Source organism: Streptomyces saintjeani (assembly GCF_055409605.1).
The window spans coordinates 9,628,415-9,645,715 of record NZ_CP189624.1 but is presented as its reverse complement, the minus strand read 5'-3'; the positions used below and the strand labels follow the sequence as shown (position 1 = coordinate 9,645,715).

Sequence of the window (17,301 nt, the reverse complement as noted above, 5' to 3'; positions counted from 1 at the left end):
GTCGTGACCGGCAAGTCGTGGCCGTCCGGCCCCGGACCGGGGACAGCCGACGGTCTACGACGGTTTCAGGATTTCGATGTCCGGCGTGAGGACAACGCCTGGCTGCGTCCGGATTCCAGGACGAGGGCCGGGCCGGAGTGCACACCGTGGACCATGACGACGCCCGCCTCAGCCCTCAACCCCCTGCCACCGGTGCGGCACACCTCCCGCCTGCACCCGCAGTGGATCTGGTGCAGCGCTTGCGGCGCTCGTCGGCAACACCGCCGGCCTGACCGGGGAAAGCCGCTCCACGGCGACGCTGGAGCTCATGGGACGTCAGAGAGCACTCCTCGGCACCCTTTGGAAGCTCGGCCGGCCTGTCGTCGTCCTGGTCCAGGGCAAGTCCTCGACCCTGCCCACCCGGGCACTCGGCGCCGACGCCATCGTCCAGGCCTTCACCCCGGGGATGCAGGTGGTCGGGCGGTCGCTCCTGCTCGGGCACACCGAGCCGAGCGGACGGCTGCCGGTCCACCACCAACCAGGTCCGGGGCCAGCACGGCTACAGATGCGCCGATCTGACACAGGATCCGCCGTTCGCCTTCGGCGAGGGCCTCAGCTGTACGGCGGTGCACGACTCGGACCCGACGATCCAGAATCCGTTGTCACGTCCACGGGGACACCGCGGGCCACGGTGGCGCTGACCAGGACGGGCCACCGTCCCGCACAAGAGACCGCGCAGGCGTATGCCCGCGACCACGTCACGAGCGTGACGTGGACCGATCGCGGATGAAGGCATTCCCCCATACCGGCGCCGAGCCGGGCGAATGGGTCAAGGCGATGACCCTCGTTCCCGCCGGTGACTGCACCCTCGTCGCCGCCCGGGACGCCGCGTCGTCGGACCGGGTGAGTTCGATCTCCTGCTCGGCAGCAGCTCACGCGTCGAGGACCTCCGCGCCGCCGCCTTCACCGTCGGCCACCTGCATAGAGCGCGCTACGGCATCCCCTGGACGGGCCCGGCAACGCGGTGACGCCCGGTGCGCGTGATCGTTTCACTGTGAGCGCGCGGGACGGGAAGCTTCACGGCCTCTTCGCGAGATCCGGCACCGAGACATCATTGCGTGCCGCCGAAAGTCCCCGTCGCCGGACCCCGACGGCGACGGGAGCAGACCCGCGGACCCCTGTCCCAAGGACAGGCACGAGGTGACGGCAGGCGGACGACCAGTAAGGGATGCCGCCTGTCGTGTCGGAGAGCGCTACGAGGTCGCGTGCCGGTCCGCACCGGCTGCCCAGGCTCGACGGTGATGACGGCCGGAGTCGTGCAAGGGCCGCCTCACGGCTGTGAGGCGGCCCTTGCACGAGGGTTGACCGGCCGTCGCCCGAGGTTCGGGGTCGGCAGCGCGGTCGGCGTCTTCAGGCGGCGAGGAAGTCGGCCACCTGCTTGGTGAAGGCCCTGGCGTGCTGGAAGAGGAAGGCGTGGCCGGCGTCGCCGTAGAGGAGGAGGGTGGCGTCGGCCAGGTGCTGGACGGCGACGTAGGACGCGTGGGCGGGGACCATCACGTCGTGCAGGCCGTTGGCGTACAGGACGGGGTGCTTGATGGACTCCAGTTCGGCCTTGACCTCGTCGAAGGGGGCTGCCAGGAGCTGGCCGATCGCGGCGAGCATGCCCTGCGCCGTCGCCTCGGTGACCGCGGGGCCACCGGCGGCGAGCCGGGGCGCGACGTGGGCGAAGTGCTCGTGCCCCGAGGCGCGGGCCGCTTTCGTCTCCGGGTAGAACAGGTACAGCATGTCCTCCTGGTCGGCGTCGGGCTTGGCCATGATGCCCAGGACCTTCTCGCTCGCCTCCGGCGCGCCGGGCACCCAGCCGGTCGGGCCGCTGCCCGCCACGATGATCTTGCGCACCAGCTCCGGGCGACGCGCGGCCAGGCGCTGGGCCACGAAACCCCCCAGGGACCAGCCGAGCACGTCGGCCCGCGCGAGGCCGAGGGCCTCGATGAACTCGGCGGCGCCCTCGGCGAATCCGTCGAGGGAGTCGCGCGGCTCGCCGGTGGTGTAGCCGGTGCCGACGTTGTCGAACACGATCACGTCGTGGTCGGCGGCCAGGTAGTCCAGGAACTCCGGGTCCCACCAGTCGATGGTCGCCCGGAAACGCTGCAGCAGGACCAGCGGGGTGCCGCCCTGCGGACCCATGCGCCGGTAGGTGAAGGTCGCGGAGGGGCCCTCCACGGTGAGGTTCTCGGCCTTGTCTGCCAGATAGGTGCTCATGACGTCCTTCTCTTGTGGGCGGGTGCCCGTCATGTCTCGCGGGTCTGCGGGGTCGCTACCCTCGACCGGCGCCCCGTGCGACGAGCCAGGGCTGTGGATCAGGCCGACGGCCTGCTCGGATCACCCGGTCACCGGCTCGCTCCGATCACCCCGGAATCCATCGCGCCGAGCCGCAGGGCAATTGAATTATGCTCATAATATTAAGCGGGGGCGACCGTGTCGCGCAAGAGGGTCCCCGTGGCGAGCGGAGCCCGCGACCCGACTACGGGGGCGCCGGAATCCGGAGTCATTAGATTACGTTCGCAATACAATATATTGGAGGAGCCGGCGGAGGGCGAGCGGCCCACCCGGCGCGCAGAGGAGTGTGCGGTGCGGTACAGAAATGAGCACAAGCAGGCCACCAGGCGGAGGATCATCGAGACGGCGGGCCGCCGCTTCAAGAAGGACGGCATCGACGGCTCGGGCATCACGGCGCTCATGAAGGACGCCGGGCTGACCAACGGCGCCTTCTACACCCACTTCACGTCCAAGGACGACCTGGTGGCCACCACGATCGCCGACCAGTTGCAGGCCCAGAACGCGAGCATCGTCGCGCACGCACAACCGGGCCGCGCCGGCCTCGAACAGATCGTGCGCTGGTATCTGTCCCCCTGGCACCGTGACAGCCGTGACGTCGGCTGCCCCTCCGCCGCCCTGCTCGACGCGATAGGGCGCTGCACACACCCGACCAAGCAGGCTTACACCGAGGGCGTGCTGGTGGTCGCCGACGGCATCGCCGCCCGCCTGGCGCCGGGCGACCCGCTCTCGGTCCGCCCCCTGGCCCTCAGCTCCTACGCCATGATGGCCGGCACACTCCAGCTCTCGCGGGCCCTCGCCGACCCGCAGCTCGCCGACCAAGTCCTCGACCAGGGCGTCCGCAACGCCCTCGCGCTCCTGGGCATCGAACACGAAGGGGACACCAGGACGGCGCACTGACCGGCGTGCGCACAGACACCGCCGAGCGCGCGCCGCACCGCCCACGCCGCGCCGACCCCTCACCTGCGGCGCGACGCCCCTGCGGGAAAACGAACTCCGGCAGCGCTGGTTCGAGTTCTTCCAGGACTTCGACATCGTGCTCATGCCGGTCACGCCGACGGCCGCCCCCGCTCGTCACAACAGACTGATCGACTGGTTCGGGCGGCCCTTCGAGGTCGACGGTGTACGACGCCCTTACTGGGACCAGGTCTCCTCGTCGTCGCCCGCGAAGTTCGTGATCGCCGACGGGCACCCCTTCATGGGCTGGGGCCAGCGCATGGCCGTCCTGAAGCAGGCCAGGAACTCCACGGCCGCCAAACTGTTCCTCAACTGGCAGCTGTCCACCGAGTCGCAGCGCAACTCCTTCAACGGCTGGTCCGTACGCACCGACATCACTCCCCCGGCCGGACTCAAACCGTTGTGGGAGTACCCGAACGCCCACATGGACGACTTCCCCGCGTTCATGACCGACCGCGCCCAGGTCGAACGCTGGAAGCAGACCTTCGCCCTCTACTTCGGCGAGGTCCAGGGCGCCCCCACGCCCGGTTGGCGCGGACTGCGTCCCGGCGCCTGACCGGACAGCCACTCAGCACACCCTCCGTACGGGAGTGAGGGCGGGTGGTCGGTGTCATGTCGCGTACCTCGGCCGGGAGGTCCGGTTCCACGGGGAACGTTCGTCGGCCGCGGTTCGTCTTCCTCATGAGCCGCGTGCTGACGCTCCTGGCGCTCGGCGGCCGACGTACCGCTCTCGCGCACGTGCCGGACCGTGGTGTGCCGGGGAACCGTGTTCCCGGGTATGACAGGGCCCCTCATATGCCTACCGGTCGGTCACCGGCGACCGCACGCTCAAGAGCACGACACGTGAGCAGCCCTTGAGCGGGGGCACCGAGCTGGGGCGCTTCCTGCGCGCCTGTCGGGCCGGGATCTCCCCCGCCGAGGCCGGTCTCACGGTCGCCTCGGGGCCGCGTCGCACGTCCGGGCTGCGCTGTGAGGAGCTGGCCACCCTGGCGGGGATCAGCATCGGCTACTACACCCGCCTGGAACGCGGCAGGGAGCACCCGGGTCCCCCTGAACACGGAACCCGCCCGGATCCAGCAGGACGTGGCAGCGGTGCACACCACCGCCACCCACGGCTGACCACAGGAACGACAGCACGTCCCGAAAGGAAGCAAGGGCAAGGTCACGCTCGTCACCGGAGCGAGCGGCGGCATCGGACTGGCGACGGCACGCCAGTCCGCGCAGGCCGGTGCCGGAGCCGTGCTCTCGGCCCGGCGCACGGACCTGATGGTGCGGCAGGGCTCCGGGGCGATCGTGAACCTGTCCTCGGCCGCCGGCCTGGCCGCCTGCAACGCGAGCAAGCACGGCGTGGTGGGACTGAGCAAGGACATCGGTGTCGAGTACGCCTCCCAGGGCATCCGCGTCAACGCGATCTGCCCCGGCTGGGTCGAGACCCCCATGACGGCCGACTTCGGCAACGACCCGGAACGCCGCGCGATGATGATCGCGTCCGAGCCGGTCGGCCGTACCGCACAGCCCGAGGAGATCGCCGAGACGGCGGTCTGGCTCTGCACCGACGCCGCGAGCTTCATCACCGGCGCGGCCCTCGCCGTCGACGGCGGCATGACCTCCTGGCCACAGAGGAGACCGTCCCCGCCGTGGAGACCGCCCTCCGGGACGGATACCAGCTCATCGACACCGCCGCCTACGCCAACGAGAAGGAGGTCGGCGAGGGGATCCGCCGCTCCGGCGTCGACCGCGAGGACATCTTCGTCACCACCAAGCCGTGGCTCACCGACTACGGCTACGACTCGGCCCTGCGCGCCTTCGACACCAGCCTGGCCAACCTCGGCATCGACCACCTGGACCTCTACCTGCCGCACCAGCCGACCAACAGCGGCTTCGAGACCGAGGTCGACTCCTGCAAGGCCGCCGAGAGGCTCCTGGCCGAGGGCCGGGTCCGGGCCGTCGGCGTGTGCAACCACACGCCCCGGCACCTGACCGACCTGATGGACCGGACCGGCATCGTCCCCGCCGTCAGCCAGGTGCAACTGCACCCGCGCTTCATCCAGCCGGAGCTGCGCGAGTTCCACGCCGCCTACGTGGCTTCGTAGGTGTTCGTTGGGTTCTCGCTCTGACTCCACCTGGCGGCCGGAGGGTCTCGTTTGGCAGGTGAGAAGTGACTCCGCTGTGGGAGGTGTCGGCCAACGCGGCGGCCCCTTGGCCGTTGGGGTCCCGGGGCTGAGGCGTGGCCGCCCACTCGTTCGGTGTTGGGGCCGCGCCGACGTAATCATGGGCGCCCTCGGCGTGGCTCTCAGAGGTGCCAGTGGCGGGTGGCGCGGGTGTCTGCCGTGAACTGGGGCCAGCAGGTGTCGACGGTCGGGGCGCCGGTACGGATGAAGCCGAGCCAGGCGGTGCGCAGACGTCGTCCGAGGGTGTCAAGATCGTCCGGGTGGGTGCCGGCGAGCATCGGTGCGGTGGCCCAGTCGGCGTCGGTGCCCAACAGGAAGGGTAGTTCGATGCAATGGGTGGCGCCGAAAGGTGAGCCGGAGGCGCTGTAGTCGAACTGATAGGCCCAGACGCGGGCGCCGGACTTGGCCAGCCGCGCGGCCAGGTGGCGGGCAGGGCGGTCGAAGACGGCCGCGCCTACCGTGCATTCCACGGCGTCCGCAGCCGCCGGCCCCAGGACAGGGATCCGGCGCAGGCGGCGCAGCGCCGGATTCAGGGCGTAGAAGGCGCTCATCTCCCGCCCGGTCGTGCCGACGATGACATCCACGGCGGGCGCCCGGTGGGCCAGGCGCGCGGCCCAGGCCGCTTCGTCCGGGAGCGGGTCGACTCCGGCGACCGGCATGAACTGGGGTGCGGTGTTGAGTTGGAGCCGGCCGGCCGCGTGGCGTGCGACCTCGCTCTGGGCAGCCAGGATGTCGGCCGTGGACGCGGTGCGCGGATCCGAGCCGAGGCGGGCGAGGAAGCGCTGGGCGGCACGCTCGGCAGTGCGGACACTGCCGAGACCGAGACCGCCCGGAGAGCTCTGGATGACCGCCCGGCAGAACAGTCCCTCGGCTTCGGGCATGCCCAGCAGGCACTGCACGGTGTGGGCGCCTGCGGACTGGCCTGCCACGGTCACTGCGTCCGGGTCACCGCCGAATGCCGCGATGTTGTCGCGCACCCACCGCAGGGCCACGAGCTGATCGGCCAGGCCCAGGTTGCCCGGGGAGATCCCTGGTGCCCGCAGGTAGCCGAGCACGCCGAGCCGGTAGCCGACCGAGACCACGACCACGTCGCCCTCACGGGCCAGCCGGTGACCGCCGTAACATTTCCACGATCCGGCACCCGAGACCCAGGCGCCGCCGTGGAACCACACCAGCACCGGCCGGGCCCGGTCGTCGGCGTCCGGCGTGGTGATGGTCAGGCTCAGGCAGTCCTCGCCCTGCTCGTGCCGCTCCGGCACCCCCATCACGGGCTCCAGCCGGGACGGCCTCTGGGGGGCGATCGGACCGTCGGTCGTGGCGTCCCACTCCCCGCTCCAGGCAGGCACCGGGCGGGGCGGTCCGAACCGCTCGCAGGTCGCATAGCGCACACCCCGGAACACGGTCACGCCGTCCTCGATGCGACCACGCAGCACTCCATCGCTGATCTTCACCCTGGTGAGCATGGGCAGCCTTTCCCTGAACCCTCCATCGCAAGTCCGCTTGCGATGAGAGAAGTGAAACCGCCCATGAAGCACAACGCAAGTCCGCTTGCGATAATGTGGACGTGACACCATCCCGCCCGGCCCCATCGCACCGGCGCGGCGCCGCCGTGCGCCAAGCCGTCCTCGAAGCCACCACCGAACTCCTGGCCGCCGAGGGCCTGGCCGGTGCCCGCATAGCGGACATCGCCGCCCGCGCCCACGTCCACGAGACCTCCGTCTACCGGCGTTGGGGCACCCGGGCCAACCTGATCCTCGATGCCCTCTCTCACCGCCTGGATGCCGAGCTGCCCTGTCCGGACACCGGCTCCACACACGAGGACCTGACCGTCTTCTTCGCCGCCCTGGCCACCTTCCTGGCCACACCCATGGGCCGCGCGCTGGCCAGGATCACCCTCGCCCCGCCGGACACGCATTTCGAGGAACTACGCCAGAAGTTCTGGACTGCCCGCCTCGATCGGGCCAGCGTTCTCGTCCAACGCGGCATCACCCGCGGCGACCTTCCCCAGCACACCGATCCGGAATTCCTGCTCGAAGCCCTCACGGGCCCGCTTCACCTACGTATCCTGCAACGCGACCAGCCTGCGGACCACGACTACATCCGCCGACTCGTCGACCTGGTCCTGGCCGGAGCCCGCTCGACCCCCATCAACAGCAGCGTAGGACAAGGCCCCTAGCGGTGGTTTGTTGAACCGAGGAGTAGAGGTCAAGTGGGTGGCCTGTACCGACTGCGTTGATCAGGGCTTGGAGTTCGGGTGGCGGTGGTGCGGTGCTCCAGGCTCCTATCAGGTCACGTCCGGCCGGCGGCAGCGCTTGCTGCGTGCCCGGCCGGACGGTCGACAGATCAACGCAAGGACACCCGTGGGGTCGTCGTAGGCAAGAGTCAGACCGTCACGGCCGGGGCTACCGAATCCTTGCGGGATCCGGTGCCAACAGACTGACAGCCGAAGCATGATCCAGTGCGTCCGCAGCTCTGCCGGAGCCCGAACTTCCCTATTCGTTCCCGGAACTGGGTGGACGTGTATTCGCTGCCGCGATCGCTGTGGATCACGCGGCCGGGCTCCAGTCCGCCCCGTCCGTGAGTCATGTCGCGCGCGTCGACGACGAGTTCGGCGCGGTGGTGGTCGGCCATGGCGTAGCCGACGGCCTCGCGGGTGGCCAGGTCCAGCCGGCAGGCGAGGTAGAGCCGGCCCTCGGCGGTGGGCAGGTAGGTGATGTCGCCGACCAGCTTGGTGCCGGGGCGCTCGGCAGGGAAGTCGCGGCCGATCAGGTCCGGGGCCGGCTTCGCCTTCGCATCCGGCCGGGTCAGCGAACGCCTCTTGCGGCGGGTGACGCCGCGGATGTCGCGTTCACGCATCACACGGGCGACGCGTTTGCGGTTCACCCGTCGGCACAGGCGGCGCAGTTCCGCGTGGACGCGCGGGACCCCGTAGGTGTGGCGGGAGGCGATGTGCACGACGGCGATCTCGTGCGCGAGCGTGTCGTCGGCAGCCTGACGAGCGCGGCGGGCGGCCTCGCCCTCGCGTCAGGCGCAGCAGGAGGAGCGGGAGACCTTCAGCACCCGGCACAGCAGGACGATCGGATAGGTCGCCTTCTCCGCATGGATCAACCGGTACAGCTCGCTCACCGGTCGTTCTCCTTCACGAAGAAGGCCGTCGCTTTTCCAGGATCTCGATCGTCTGCCGCTGTTCGCGGACTTCCTTGCGCAGCCGTTTGAGCTCCTCGCGCTCGGCGCTGGTCAGCTCGCCGGACCCGCCCTCGCCCGGCGGTACCAGCCACGTAGGGACTCGGAGCTGATGCCGAGCTCCCGGGCGACAGCAGTGACCGTCTCGCCCGAGGAATCGACGAGCGCGATCGCGTCCCGCCTCAACCTGACGCTCAACCCCGGACCCCGACGCCCTCACCGTCCCGCGCGGCGCCCGCCTCCTGTCCGGAGCCGCCTCATGACGGCGATCTCGATGGGGCGTACCCACCTCCGCCACACCCACATCGAGATCGCCGGGCCCCTGAAAGCGGGCCCCGTCCCGCGAGCGCCTGTCACACCGCCCCCCGCCGAACCCTCCCCCGCCGCTCCCGCTGCACCACCGGATCCGGCACCGGCACCGCCGCCACCAGCTTCCGCGTGTACTCCGTCTCCGGCCGCGACAGCGTCCTCATGGTCGGCCCCTCCTCGACCACCGCCCCGGACCGCATGACGACGACCCGGTCCGCGAACTCCTGCACCACCGCCAGGTCATGGGAGACGAACAGGCAGGCGAACCCCAACTCCCCCCGCAGTTCGGTGATCACCTCAAGCACCGTCCGCTGCACGCTCACATCGAGCGCACTGGTCGGCTCGTCCGCCACCAGCAGCCGGGGCCGCAGTACCAGCGCCCGCGCGAGACTCACCCGCTGCCGCTGGCCGCCGGACAGCTCACGCGGCCCGCGTGCCGCCAACGCGCTGGGCAGCCGCACGAGTTCGAGCACTTCGGCGACCCGCTCCCGGCGCTGCGCCCCGGACATGCCCCGTCGGTGCATCCGCAGCGGCTCGGCCACGCACTCCGCGACACTCATCCGCGCGTCCAGCGAGGCCACCGGGTCCTGGAGTACCACTCCCACCCCGGCGAGCAGCGCCCGCCGCGCCCGCCCACGCGTGCGCGCGAGGTCGGCACCGAACAGGGCCGCCGACCCGGCGCCGGGCCGGATCAACCCCAACGCCACCCGCGCGGCGGTGGACTTGCCCGACCCGGACTCCCCGACGAGGCCGACCGTCTCACCGGGACGGATGTCGAGGGACACGCCGTCGAGGGCGGTGACGCGGCCGAACCGTACGGAGACGTCGCGGAGTCGGACGACGGGGTCACCAACGGCAGGGTCACCGCCGGCGAGGTCAGTGTCGACAGCGGCCTCGGACGCCAACGGCGCGGAGACGTCGCCGAGTTCAGCAGCACTGTCCGAAGCCCCCGTCACCCGAAGCCGCGGCACCGCCCCCAACAGCCCCCGCGTATAAGCATGCTTCGGCCGCAACAACACCTCCTCCACACTCCCGCTCTCCACCACCTCCCCCTCCAGCATCACCGCCACCCGGTCCGCGAAATCCGCCACCACCCCCATGTTGTGCGTCACCAGCAACACCCCCGTCCCCGCCTCCACCGCCAACTCCCGCAGCAGATCGAGGATCTCGGCCTGCACCGTCACATCGAGCGCGGTCGTCGGCTCGTCCGCGATCAGCAGCCCCGGCGAGTTCGCGATGGCCATCGCGATGACCACCCGCTGCCGCTGCCCGCCGGACAACTGGAACGGAAACGCCGAGGCCCGCCGCTCGGGTTCGGAAATCCCCACCCTGCGCAGGAGTTCGACCGCCTCCCGGGCGGCCTCGGCACGCGACACCGGACGGTGATTGCGGACGACCTCGGCGATCTGCGCCCCCACCCGCATCAACGGATCGAGCGCGGTGGCCGGTTCCTGGAACACCATGGACGCCGTACGCCCGCGCAGCCGGGACAGCTCCGGCTCCCCGGCGCCCACGATGTCCGTGCCGTCGACCGAAATCCGCCCGGAGACACGGGTGTTGGGCGGCAGCAGCCCCAACGCGGCCAGCGCGACGGTGGACTTGCCGGACCCGGACTCCCCGACGAGCGCGAGCGTCTCGCCGGGCCGGACGGCGAGCGACACCCCGCGTACGGCGGGGACTTCGCCCGCGTCGGTCGCGAAGGAGACGCGAAGGTCGTCGATCTGAAGGAAGTTCACGCACGTCCCCTGACGTCGAAGGCGTCCCGCAGCCCGTCGCCGAGCGCGTTGAACGCGCAGACGACGAGGATGATCGCGAGACCGGGCGGCACGATCAGCCACCAGCGGTCCGAGTAGACGGCCGTGAGCCCGGCCGAGAGCATGCCGCCCCAGTCGGTCGACGGCGGCTGCACGCCGAGGCCGAGGTACGAGACGTAGGCGACGAGGAGGATCGCGTCGGCGACCTGGAAGGTGGCCGCGACGAGCAGCGTGGACACCGAGTTGGGCAGGATGTGCCGGCGGATGGCCCGGCCGTGGGTGCCACCGGTGGCGCGCAGCGTCAGGACGTAGTCGCGGTTCTTGAGGGTGAGGGTCTGGGCGCGCACGAGCCGCGCGGGCACCAGCCACGACACCAGACCGAGGATGACGATCAGGCCGGGTATGCCCGGTGAGGTGATCGCGGAGACGACGAGCAGGATGAACAGCGCGGGGATCGCGATCCCGGCATCCACGACCCGCATCATCGCCGCGTCGACCCAGCCGCCCGCGTACCCGGCGACCGCGCCCCACAGCGCGCCGATGACGGTCGCGAGGAGGCCGGCGGCCAGCCCGACGAGCAGGGAGACCCGCCCGCCGTACATGAGACGCCCCAGCTCGTCGTGGCCCACGGCGTCCGTGCCGAGCCAATGGCCGCTCCCCGGTGGCAGGTTGACCTGGGTGAGGTCGGTGTGGGTCTGGTCGGTGGAGTACAGGAGCGGTCCGGCGAAGCACAGCAGCAGGAAGAGGACGATGACGGCGAGCCCGGCGACCGCGAGCCGGTTGCGGGTGAAGCGGCGCAGGGCGAGGGAGTCGGGGACAGAACGCAACGCGAGGGTGGTCATGTGCGGTCCGCCTTCACGCGCGGGTCGACGATCCGCTGGGCGACGTCCGCGAGGAGCGTGCCGGTGACGGTCGCGACGGAGATGACGAGGACGCAGCCGAGCAGCACCGGGTAGTCGGAGGACTGGGCCGCGGACCAGAACAGCAGCCCCATTCCCGGGTAGTTGAAGAGCTGCTCGACGACGAGGGCGCCGCCGAAGAGGACGGGCACGTAGTAGCCGAGCATCGCGATCACCGGGGTGAGGGAGTTGCGCAGGACGTGCCGGAAGAGGATCGCGTACGGGCGTGCGCCGCCCGCGCGCGCCGTACGGACGTAGTCCTCGGAGAGGTTCTCCAGGGTCGCCGCGCGCAGGTACCGGCTGAAGACGGCGACCATCGACGCGGCCCCGGTGACGACCGGCAGCACGAGCGCCGACGGGTCGCCCAGCACCTGGGCCAGGGTGTCCCCTTGGGGTGCCTGGGAGGGGAACCAGCGCAGGGTCTGGGTGAACAGCAGGACCAGCATCAGGCCGAGGAAGTAGACGGGGGTGGAGTACGCGACGAAGCTGAGCGTGGTGATGACGTAGTCGGCCGGCTTGTTGCGGCGCACCGCCTGCCACATGCCGAGCGGGATCGCGAACAGCAGCCCGGCCAGCGCGGACAGGCCCGTCAGCACCAGCGTCTTCGGCAGCCGCTGCCCGATCAGCGCGGACACCGCCTCGTTGAGCGTGTACGAGGTGCCGAGGTCGCCGCGCAGCAGGTCGCGCAGGTAGTACACGTACTGGACGGGCAGTGAGCGGTCGAGTCCCTGCTCGTGGTCGAACGCGGTGATCTGCTGGGCGGTGGCCTGCGGGCCGAGGATGCCGCGCGCGGGGCCTCCGGGCAGCGCGTGCAGCAGGCCGAAGACGACGACCGTGACGAGGAGGATCACCGCCAGCGCCTGGAGGAGGCGCCGGGTGAGGTAGAGGGCGGTCTCCATGCTCAGCTGGTCCACTTCCACTGCGCCGGGTGGAAGTTGGCGAGGGAGTCCTGGGAGAAGCCGCCGAGGCCGTTCTTCATGACGGAGATCTGGTAGACGGGTTCGGGCAGCCAGATCACCGGCAGGTTCTGGGCGAGGGCGGCGCTGTACCGCTGGATCGCCTGGTTCGAACTCGACGTCGTGGAGGCGGAGATGAGCTGGTCGACGGCCGGGTCGGAGTAGCCGCCGAAGTTGGAGCCGCCGCCGGTCTGGAACAGGGAGTCACCGGTGGGGAAGGCGTTGAAGTACCAACTCCCCGCCGTGCCGAAGAAACTGAGCTGCCACGTGCAGATGGCCTGGCTCGCCTTGCACGAAGGGGTCTGCGACAGAACGGAGTTGACCGGCGCGGTCTTGATCGTGAACTTGATGCCGGTCTTCGCGAGCGAGGACTGGATCGCGCTCATCATGTTGTCCGTGACGGTGGACCCGGACTGCGAGAGCACCTGCATCTCGAACTTGGTTCCCCGGGCGATCCCTTGACCGCACCGGGCGGGTTCGGCGCAGGTCATCACCCCGCCCTGCTCGCTCCAGCCGTGGCTGGTGAGGAGGGCGCGGGCGGCGTTCGTGGAGTACGGGTACGGGTTCGCCTTCTGGGCCGGCGACAGGAAGTCCGAGGTCTGGCCCTGCGGTATCGGCCCGTACCCGGGGACCGCCGTCCCGCCCAGGACGACCTTCGCCAGGCTCGCCTGGTCGATCGAGCGCTGGATGGCCTGCCGGGCGTAGAGCTGCTTGAACACCGCACCCATGGCGGGGTTGTCGAAGTTGTACGGCATGTAGGTGATCGCCCAGCCCGACCAGGGGCGGACGGTGTAGCCCTGGGCGGTGAAGCTGTCCTTCTGGTCGAGGTCGGTCGCCTCGATGTAGCCGTAGTCGACGCTGCCGGAGCGCAGCGCGTTCTTCTCCGCGTCGGCGGTGGTGAACGGCAGCAGGTCCACCGTCGGGATGCCGGGCTTCTCGCCGCCGTCGTACTTGGCGTTCGCGGCGAGGACGACCTTTCCGGCGGTCGAGAACGACTTCACGGTGTAGGGGCCGCTGACGGTCTTCCACAGGGGGTCCGAGGCGTAGCCGGAGATGTTCTTCGCGGCGTCGTTCAGGTACGTCCACGTCTTCGCGGGGTCGCCGCCCCGGTCCCAGACGTGCTGCGGGAGGGGGTTGATGGCGCTCAGCTCGTTGGCGAGCATCCACTGCGGGTTGTACGCCTTGTCGAAGGTGATCGTGAAGTGCCGGGCGTCGACCGTCTTGAAGGACGTCCAGTTGTCGGGCGCCTTGCCCGGGTTGTAGCCGGCCCACTGCGCCTTGTTCGCCTTGATCAGGTCGAACCAGAACTTGACGTCCGCCGAGGTGACCGGCTTGCCGTCGCTCCAGTGCCGGTCGCCGAGGGTGATCGTCACGCTCTTGTCGTCGGCCGCGAAGTCGGCGGCGGTGGCGATCGAGCCGGCCTTGTTCCAGGCGATCTCGCCGGTCGAGCCGTCGTAGGCGATCAGCGGTTCCCACAGCGTGTTCGCGATGGAGATGTTGTTGGTGTTCAGGTGCGCGGCCGTGCCGATCGGCAGGATCCAGTTCGGGGTGAAGTTCGCGGGCAGCGCGTAGGTGACGCGGCTGTGGTCCGAGGACGACGACGTGCCGCCCGCCCCGGAACAGGCGGCCAGCAGGAGGGTGCCCGCGCTGAGGGCGGCGGCACCGGCGAGGAGTCTCGGGCGGGCAGGTGACATCGGGCACTCCAGGGAGGCGGAATCGGGGGTTCAGCCAGTGAACGCCCCGACGGTTGGAGAAAACAGGCGTCTTGCCGTAAAAAGCCTGTTACTGCCGTTCTGGAAAAAGTCCTGAGCCGGAATTCCGGCCTACTCTCGGTCTCCCAGCCGCCGATCCCGGGAGGAACGCCGGACATGACCGAAAAAAGTGCCCCCCAGCACCGGAGGAACGGCACGGGGTTCTCGTCCCTCGCCGAAGGGGTCCTCGAACTCCTCGCCTCCGGTCAGGCGGCGACCCGTACGGAACTCGCCGCGCTGCTCGGCGCCGCGCCCTCCAGCGTGTCGTTCGCGGTGGGACAGCTGCTGGAGCACGGTCTGGTCGCCGAGGAGGGCACCCGCTCCTCCACCGGCGGCCGGCCCCGCAAGGTGCTGCGCCTCGGCGGCCACGACGGGTACGCCGTCGCCGCGGATCTCGGCGGCAACCACGCCCGCGTCGGGGCCGTCCACGCGGGCGGCGCCCTCACCGACGTCACGACCGTCCCGTTCGCCACCGCCGAGGGTCCCGAAGCAGCCCTTCCCGCCCTGGTCGAGACGCTGACGTCCCTGGTCGACCGGTACGGCCGGGAGGGCCTGCGCGGCGTCGGCGTGTGTCTGCCGGGCCCCGTCGACGTCGAGCCCGGCCTGGTCACCCTGCCCGCCCGGATGCCCGGCTGGAACCGGTTCCCGGTCCGTGACTGGCTGGAGGAGCGGTTCGCGGTCCCGGTCGCCGTCGAGAACGACGCCAACTGCATGGCCGTCGGCGAACACGGCGTACGGCCCGCCGGGCACCGCCAGTCGATCATGGTCAAGGCCGGTTCCGGGATCGGCGCGGGCGTCCTCGTGGACGGCCGCCTGTACCGGGGCGGCACCGGCGCCGCCGGCGAGATCACCCACGTCCGCGTCGAGGCCGCCCAGGACACGCCCTGCTCCTGCGGGAACGCCGGCTGCCTGGAGACCGTCGCGTCCGGCGCCGCCCTGGTGCGCGTCCTGCGCGCGCGGGGCCTCGCCGTCACCTGCACCGAGGACGTCGTACGCCTCGCCTCCGACGCCGACCCCGAGGCGACCCGCGCGGTCCGCCAGGCCGGGCGCTACCTCGGGCAGGTCCTCGCCGCGAACGTCAACTTCTTCAACCCCGACGCCGTGTACCTCGGCGGCATCCTGTCCACCCTGGAGCCGTTCGTGGCCGCGGTACGCAGTCAGTTGTACGAGGTGTGCCATCCGCTGGTGACCGAGCATCTGGTGATCGAGCGGACGAGCCTCGGGGCGGACGCGGGGCTGGCGGGAGCGGGGCGGTTCGCGTTGCAGCGGGCGCTGGGGGAGGCGTTGCGGGCGGTGGCGGGGCCGTAGGCCGGCCGTGCGAGCGGCCACAGAGCACGAAGCGGTCACCTGAACCGACCCGAAGACCAGCGACAACCCGCACCGACAAGCTGCATCGACACCCTGCGAGGAACCATGCCCCCCACCCGCCCCGTGATCGCCATCGCCGGTCTCGGCATCGAGTCGTCCACCTTCTCCCCGGCCCGCACCCAGGCCCCCGCCTTCCACCCCCTGCGCGGCCCCGACGTCCTCACCCGCTACCCGTTCCTGGCCCCCGGCGAGCCCCTGCGCGACGCGGCCGACTGGCGCGGCGCCCTCGTCGGCAAGGCGCTGCCGGGCGGTACGGTGACCGCGACCGCGTACGCCGACCTCTCCGGCGAACTCCTCGCCCGGCTGGGCGAGTCGGGCCCGCTCGACGGCCTCTGGTTCGACATCCACGGCGCGATGACCGTCGAGGGCCTGGACGACGCCGAGGCGGACCTCCTCGCCCGCGTCCGCGAGACGGTCGGCCCGGACGTCATCGTGTCCACCTCCATGGACCTGCACGGCAACGTCTCCCGCGACCTGGTCCACCTCACCGACCTGATCACCTGCTACCGCATGGCCCCCCACGAGGACGCCATGCGGACCAAGGAACGCGCCGCCCGCAACCTCGTCGACCACCTGACGTCCGGCGCGTCCCGCCCGGTCAAGGCGTGGGTCCCGGTGCCGGTGCTGCTGGCCGGCGAGCAGACGTCGACGCGGATCGAGCCCGCGCGCGGCGTGTACGCGGCGGTCGACGAGGTCGAGGCCGGTGCCGGCGTCCTGGACGCGGCGATCTGGGTCGGCTACGCGTGGGCGGACGAACCGCGCAACCGGGCCGCCGTGGTCGTCACCGGCGACGACGAGCAGGCCGTCACCGCCGGCGCCGAGCGGCTGGCGCGCGGATTCTGGGACGCCCGGCACGACTTCGCGTTCGTCGCGCCGACCGACACCCTCGACGCCTGCCTCGACGCGGCGCTCGCCTCCCCGGCCCGCCCCTACTTCGTCAGCGACACCGGCGACAACCCGACGGCGGGCGGCGCCGGGGACGTCACCTGGAGCCTCGCGCGCATCCTGGCCCGCCCCGAGTTCCGCGACCCGGACGGGCCGACCGTCCTGTACGCCTCGCTGCCCGGCCCCGGTGCCGTGGAGACGGCCGTACGGGCGGGGGTCGGCGCGACCGTCACCGTCACCGCCGGTGCCGAGGTCGACGACCGGCACTGCGGGCCGCTCACCCTGACCGGCGTGGTCCACGCGATCCGGCACGGGGACCGGGACGCCGAGACCGAGGCCGTCGTGCGGGTCGGGAGCGTGTACGTGATCCTCACCCGGCTGCGCAAGCCGTACCACCACGAACATGACTTCACCGACCTGGAGTTGAGCCCCCGGGATGCCGACGTCGTGATCGTCAAGATCGGGTACCTGGAACCCGAACTCTTCGCGATGGCCGCCGACTGGAAGATGGCGCTCACCCCGGGCGGCGTCGACCAGGACCTGTCGCGGCTCGGCCACCACCGCATCGAGCGCCCGATGTTCCCCTTCGACCCGGCGATGCCGGACCCGGACCTGACCGCCCGGATCGTCGCTCCCGCCGACCTTCCGGACAAGTGACGCCTCATCCACGCCCCCGGACCGGCGCCCACCTCGTGGCGGGCGCCGGTCCGGGGGCGTCTGCTCGGCCCGTGCCGGGATCGGCCAGCGCCTGG

Annotated in this window: 12 protein-coding genes and 5 pseudogenes; 9 read left to right on the top strand and 8 right to left on the bottom strand. The window is 71.0% G+C overall.

What is annotated here, in order from left to right:
- Positions 1-259: 259 nt before the first annotated feature.
- Positions 260-769: pseudogene (locus ACQCO7_RS43100) on the top strand (glycoside hydrolase family 3 C-terminal domain-containing protein); the annotation flags it as partial.
- 620 nt (positions 770-1,389) lie between these two features.
- Here the strand turns inward: ACQCO7_RS43100 and ACQCO7_RS43095 are convergent.
- Positions 1,390-2,241 (bottom strand): alpha/beta fold hydrolase, encoded by an 852-nt coding sequence (locus tag ACQCO7_RS43095; RefSeq protein WP_464076966.1) that lies wholly within the window; start codon positions 2,239-2,241, stop codon positions 1,390-1,392.
- Positions 2,242-2,610: 369 nt separating this feature from the next.
- On the opposite strand from ACQCO7_RS43095, the gene ACQCO7_RS43090 reads away from it, so the two are divergent.
- From ACQCO7_RS43090 to ACQCO7_RS43070, 5 genes and pseudogenes are all read left to right on the top strand, one after another.
- Positions 2,611-3,216, top strand: coding sequence for a TetR/AcrR family transcriptional regulator (locus ACQCO7_RS43090; protein ID WP_464076965.1), 606 nt, complete (start codon positions 2,611-2,613; stop codon positions 3,214-3,216).
- 256 nt (positions 3,217-3,472) lie between these two features.
- Positions 3,473-3,829: pseudogene (locus ACQCO7_RS43085) on the top strand (ABC transporter substrate-binding protein); the annotation flags it as partial.
- A 298-nt stretch (positions 3,830-4,127) separates the two neighbouring features.
- Positions 4,128-4,310, top strand: a pseudogene (locus tag ACQCO7_RS43080) (transcriptional regulator); the annotation flags it as partial.
- 202 nt (positions 4,311-4,512) lie between these two features.
- Positions 4,513-4,869: pseudogene (locus ACQCO7_RS43075) on the top strand (SDR family NAD(P)-dependent oxidoreductase); the annotation flags it as partial.
- On the top strand, positions 4,815-5,366 hold the full coding sequence (locus ACQCO7_RS43070; RefSeq protein WP_464077438.1) for an aldo/keto reductase: 552 nt from the start codon (positions 4,815-4,817) through the stop codon (positions 5,364-5,366). The pseudogene ACQCO7_RS43075 and the gene ACQCO7_RS43070, both read left to right, overlap by 55 nt.
- A gap of 200 nt (positions 5,367-5,566) precedes the next feature.
- On the opposite strand, the gene ACQCO7_RS43065 is transcribed toward ACQCO7_RS43070, so the two are convergent.
- Positions 5,567-6,907 (bottom strand): carboxylesterase/lipase family protein, encoded by a 1,341-nt coding sequence (locus ACQCO7_RS43065; protein ID WP_464076964.1) that lies wholly within the window; start codon positions 6,905-6,907, stop codon positions 5,567-5,569.
- A gap of 101 nt (positions 6,908-7,008) precedes the next feature.
- Between ACQCO7_RS43065 and ACQCO7_RS43060 the strand changes: the two genes are divergently transcribed.
- The gene (locus tag ACQCO7_RS43060; RefSeq protein ID WP_464076963.1) at positions 7,009-7,620 is read left to right on the top strand and encodes a TetR-like C-terminal domain-containing protein; all 612 of its coding nucleotides are present in this window, start codon (positions 7,009-7,011) and stop codon (positions 7,618-7,620) included.
- Positions 7,621-7,826: 206 nt separating this feature from the next.
- Here ACQCO7_RS43060 and ACQCO7_RS43055 read toward each other — a convergent pair.
- From ACQCO7_RS43055 to ACQCO7_RS43030, 6 genes and pseudogenes are all read right to left on the bottom strand, one after another.
- A pseudogene (locus ACQCO7_RS43055) lies at positions 7,827-8,438 on the bottom strand (IS3 family transposase); the annotation flags it as partial.
- 243 nt (positions 8,439-8,681) lie between these two features.
- Positions 8,682-8,813: a helix-turn-helix domain-containing protein gene (locus tag ACQCO7_RS43050; protein WP_464077437.1), complete on the bottom strand. Its 132-nt coding sequence runs from the start codon at positions 8,811-8,813 to the stop codon at positions 8,682-8,684.
- 167 nt (positions 8,814-8,980) lie between these two features.
- Complete coding sequence (locus tag ACQCO7_RS43045; RefSeq protein WP_464076962.1) at positions 8,981-10,672, bottom strand: dipeptide ABC transporter ATP-binding protein; 1,692 nt, start codon at positions 10,670-10,672, stop codon at positions 8,981-8,983.
- The gene (locus ACQCO7_RS43040; RefSeq protein ID WP_464076961.1) at positions 10,669-11,532 is read right to left on the bottom strand and encodes an ABC transporter permease; all 864 of its coding nucleotides are present in this window, start codon (positions 11,530-11,532) and stop codon (positions 10,669-10,671) included. The genes ACQCO7_RS43045 and ACQCO7_RS43040 overlap by 4 nt, the downstream gene beginning before the upstream one ends.
- On the bottom strand, positions 11,529-12,488 hold the full coding sequence (locus ACQCO7_RS43035; RefSeq protein WP_464076960.1) for an ABC transporter permease: 960 nt from the start codon (positions 12,486-12,488) through the stop codon (positions 11,529-11,531). The genes ACQCO7_RS43040 and ACQCO7_RS43035 overlap by 4 nt, the downstream gene beginning before the upstream one ends.
- A gap of 2 nt (positions 12,489-12,490) precedes the next feature.
- Entirely contained in the window at positions 12,491-14,239 is a 1,749-nt protein-coding gene (locus tag ACQCO7_RS43030; protein WP_464076959.1) for a peptide ABC transporter substrate-binding protein, read from the bottom strand.
- A 174-nt stretch (positions 14,240-14,413) separates the two neighbouring features.
- On the opposite strand from ACQCO7_RS43030, the gene ACQCO7_RS43025 reads away from it, so the two are divergent.
- Complete coding sequence (locus tag ACQCO7_RS43025; RefSeq protein WP_464076958.1) at positions 14,414-15,604, top strand: ROK family transcriptional regulator; 1,191 nt, start codon at positions 14,414-14,416, stop codon at positions 15,602-15,604.
- 105 nt (positions 15,605-15,709) lie between these two features.
- Complete coding sequence (locus tag ACQCO7_RS43020) at positions 15,710-17,206, top strand: M81 family metallopeptidase (protein ID WP_464076957.1); 1,497 nt, start codon at positions 15,710-15,712, stop codon at positions 17,204-17,206.
- The last annotated feature ends 95 nt before the right edge of the window (positions 17,207-17,301 follow it).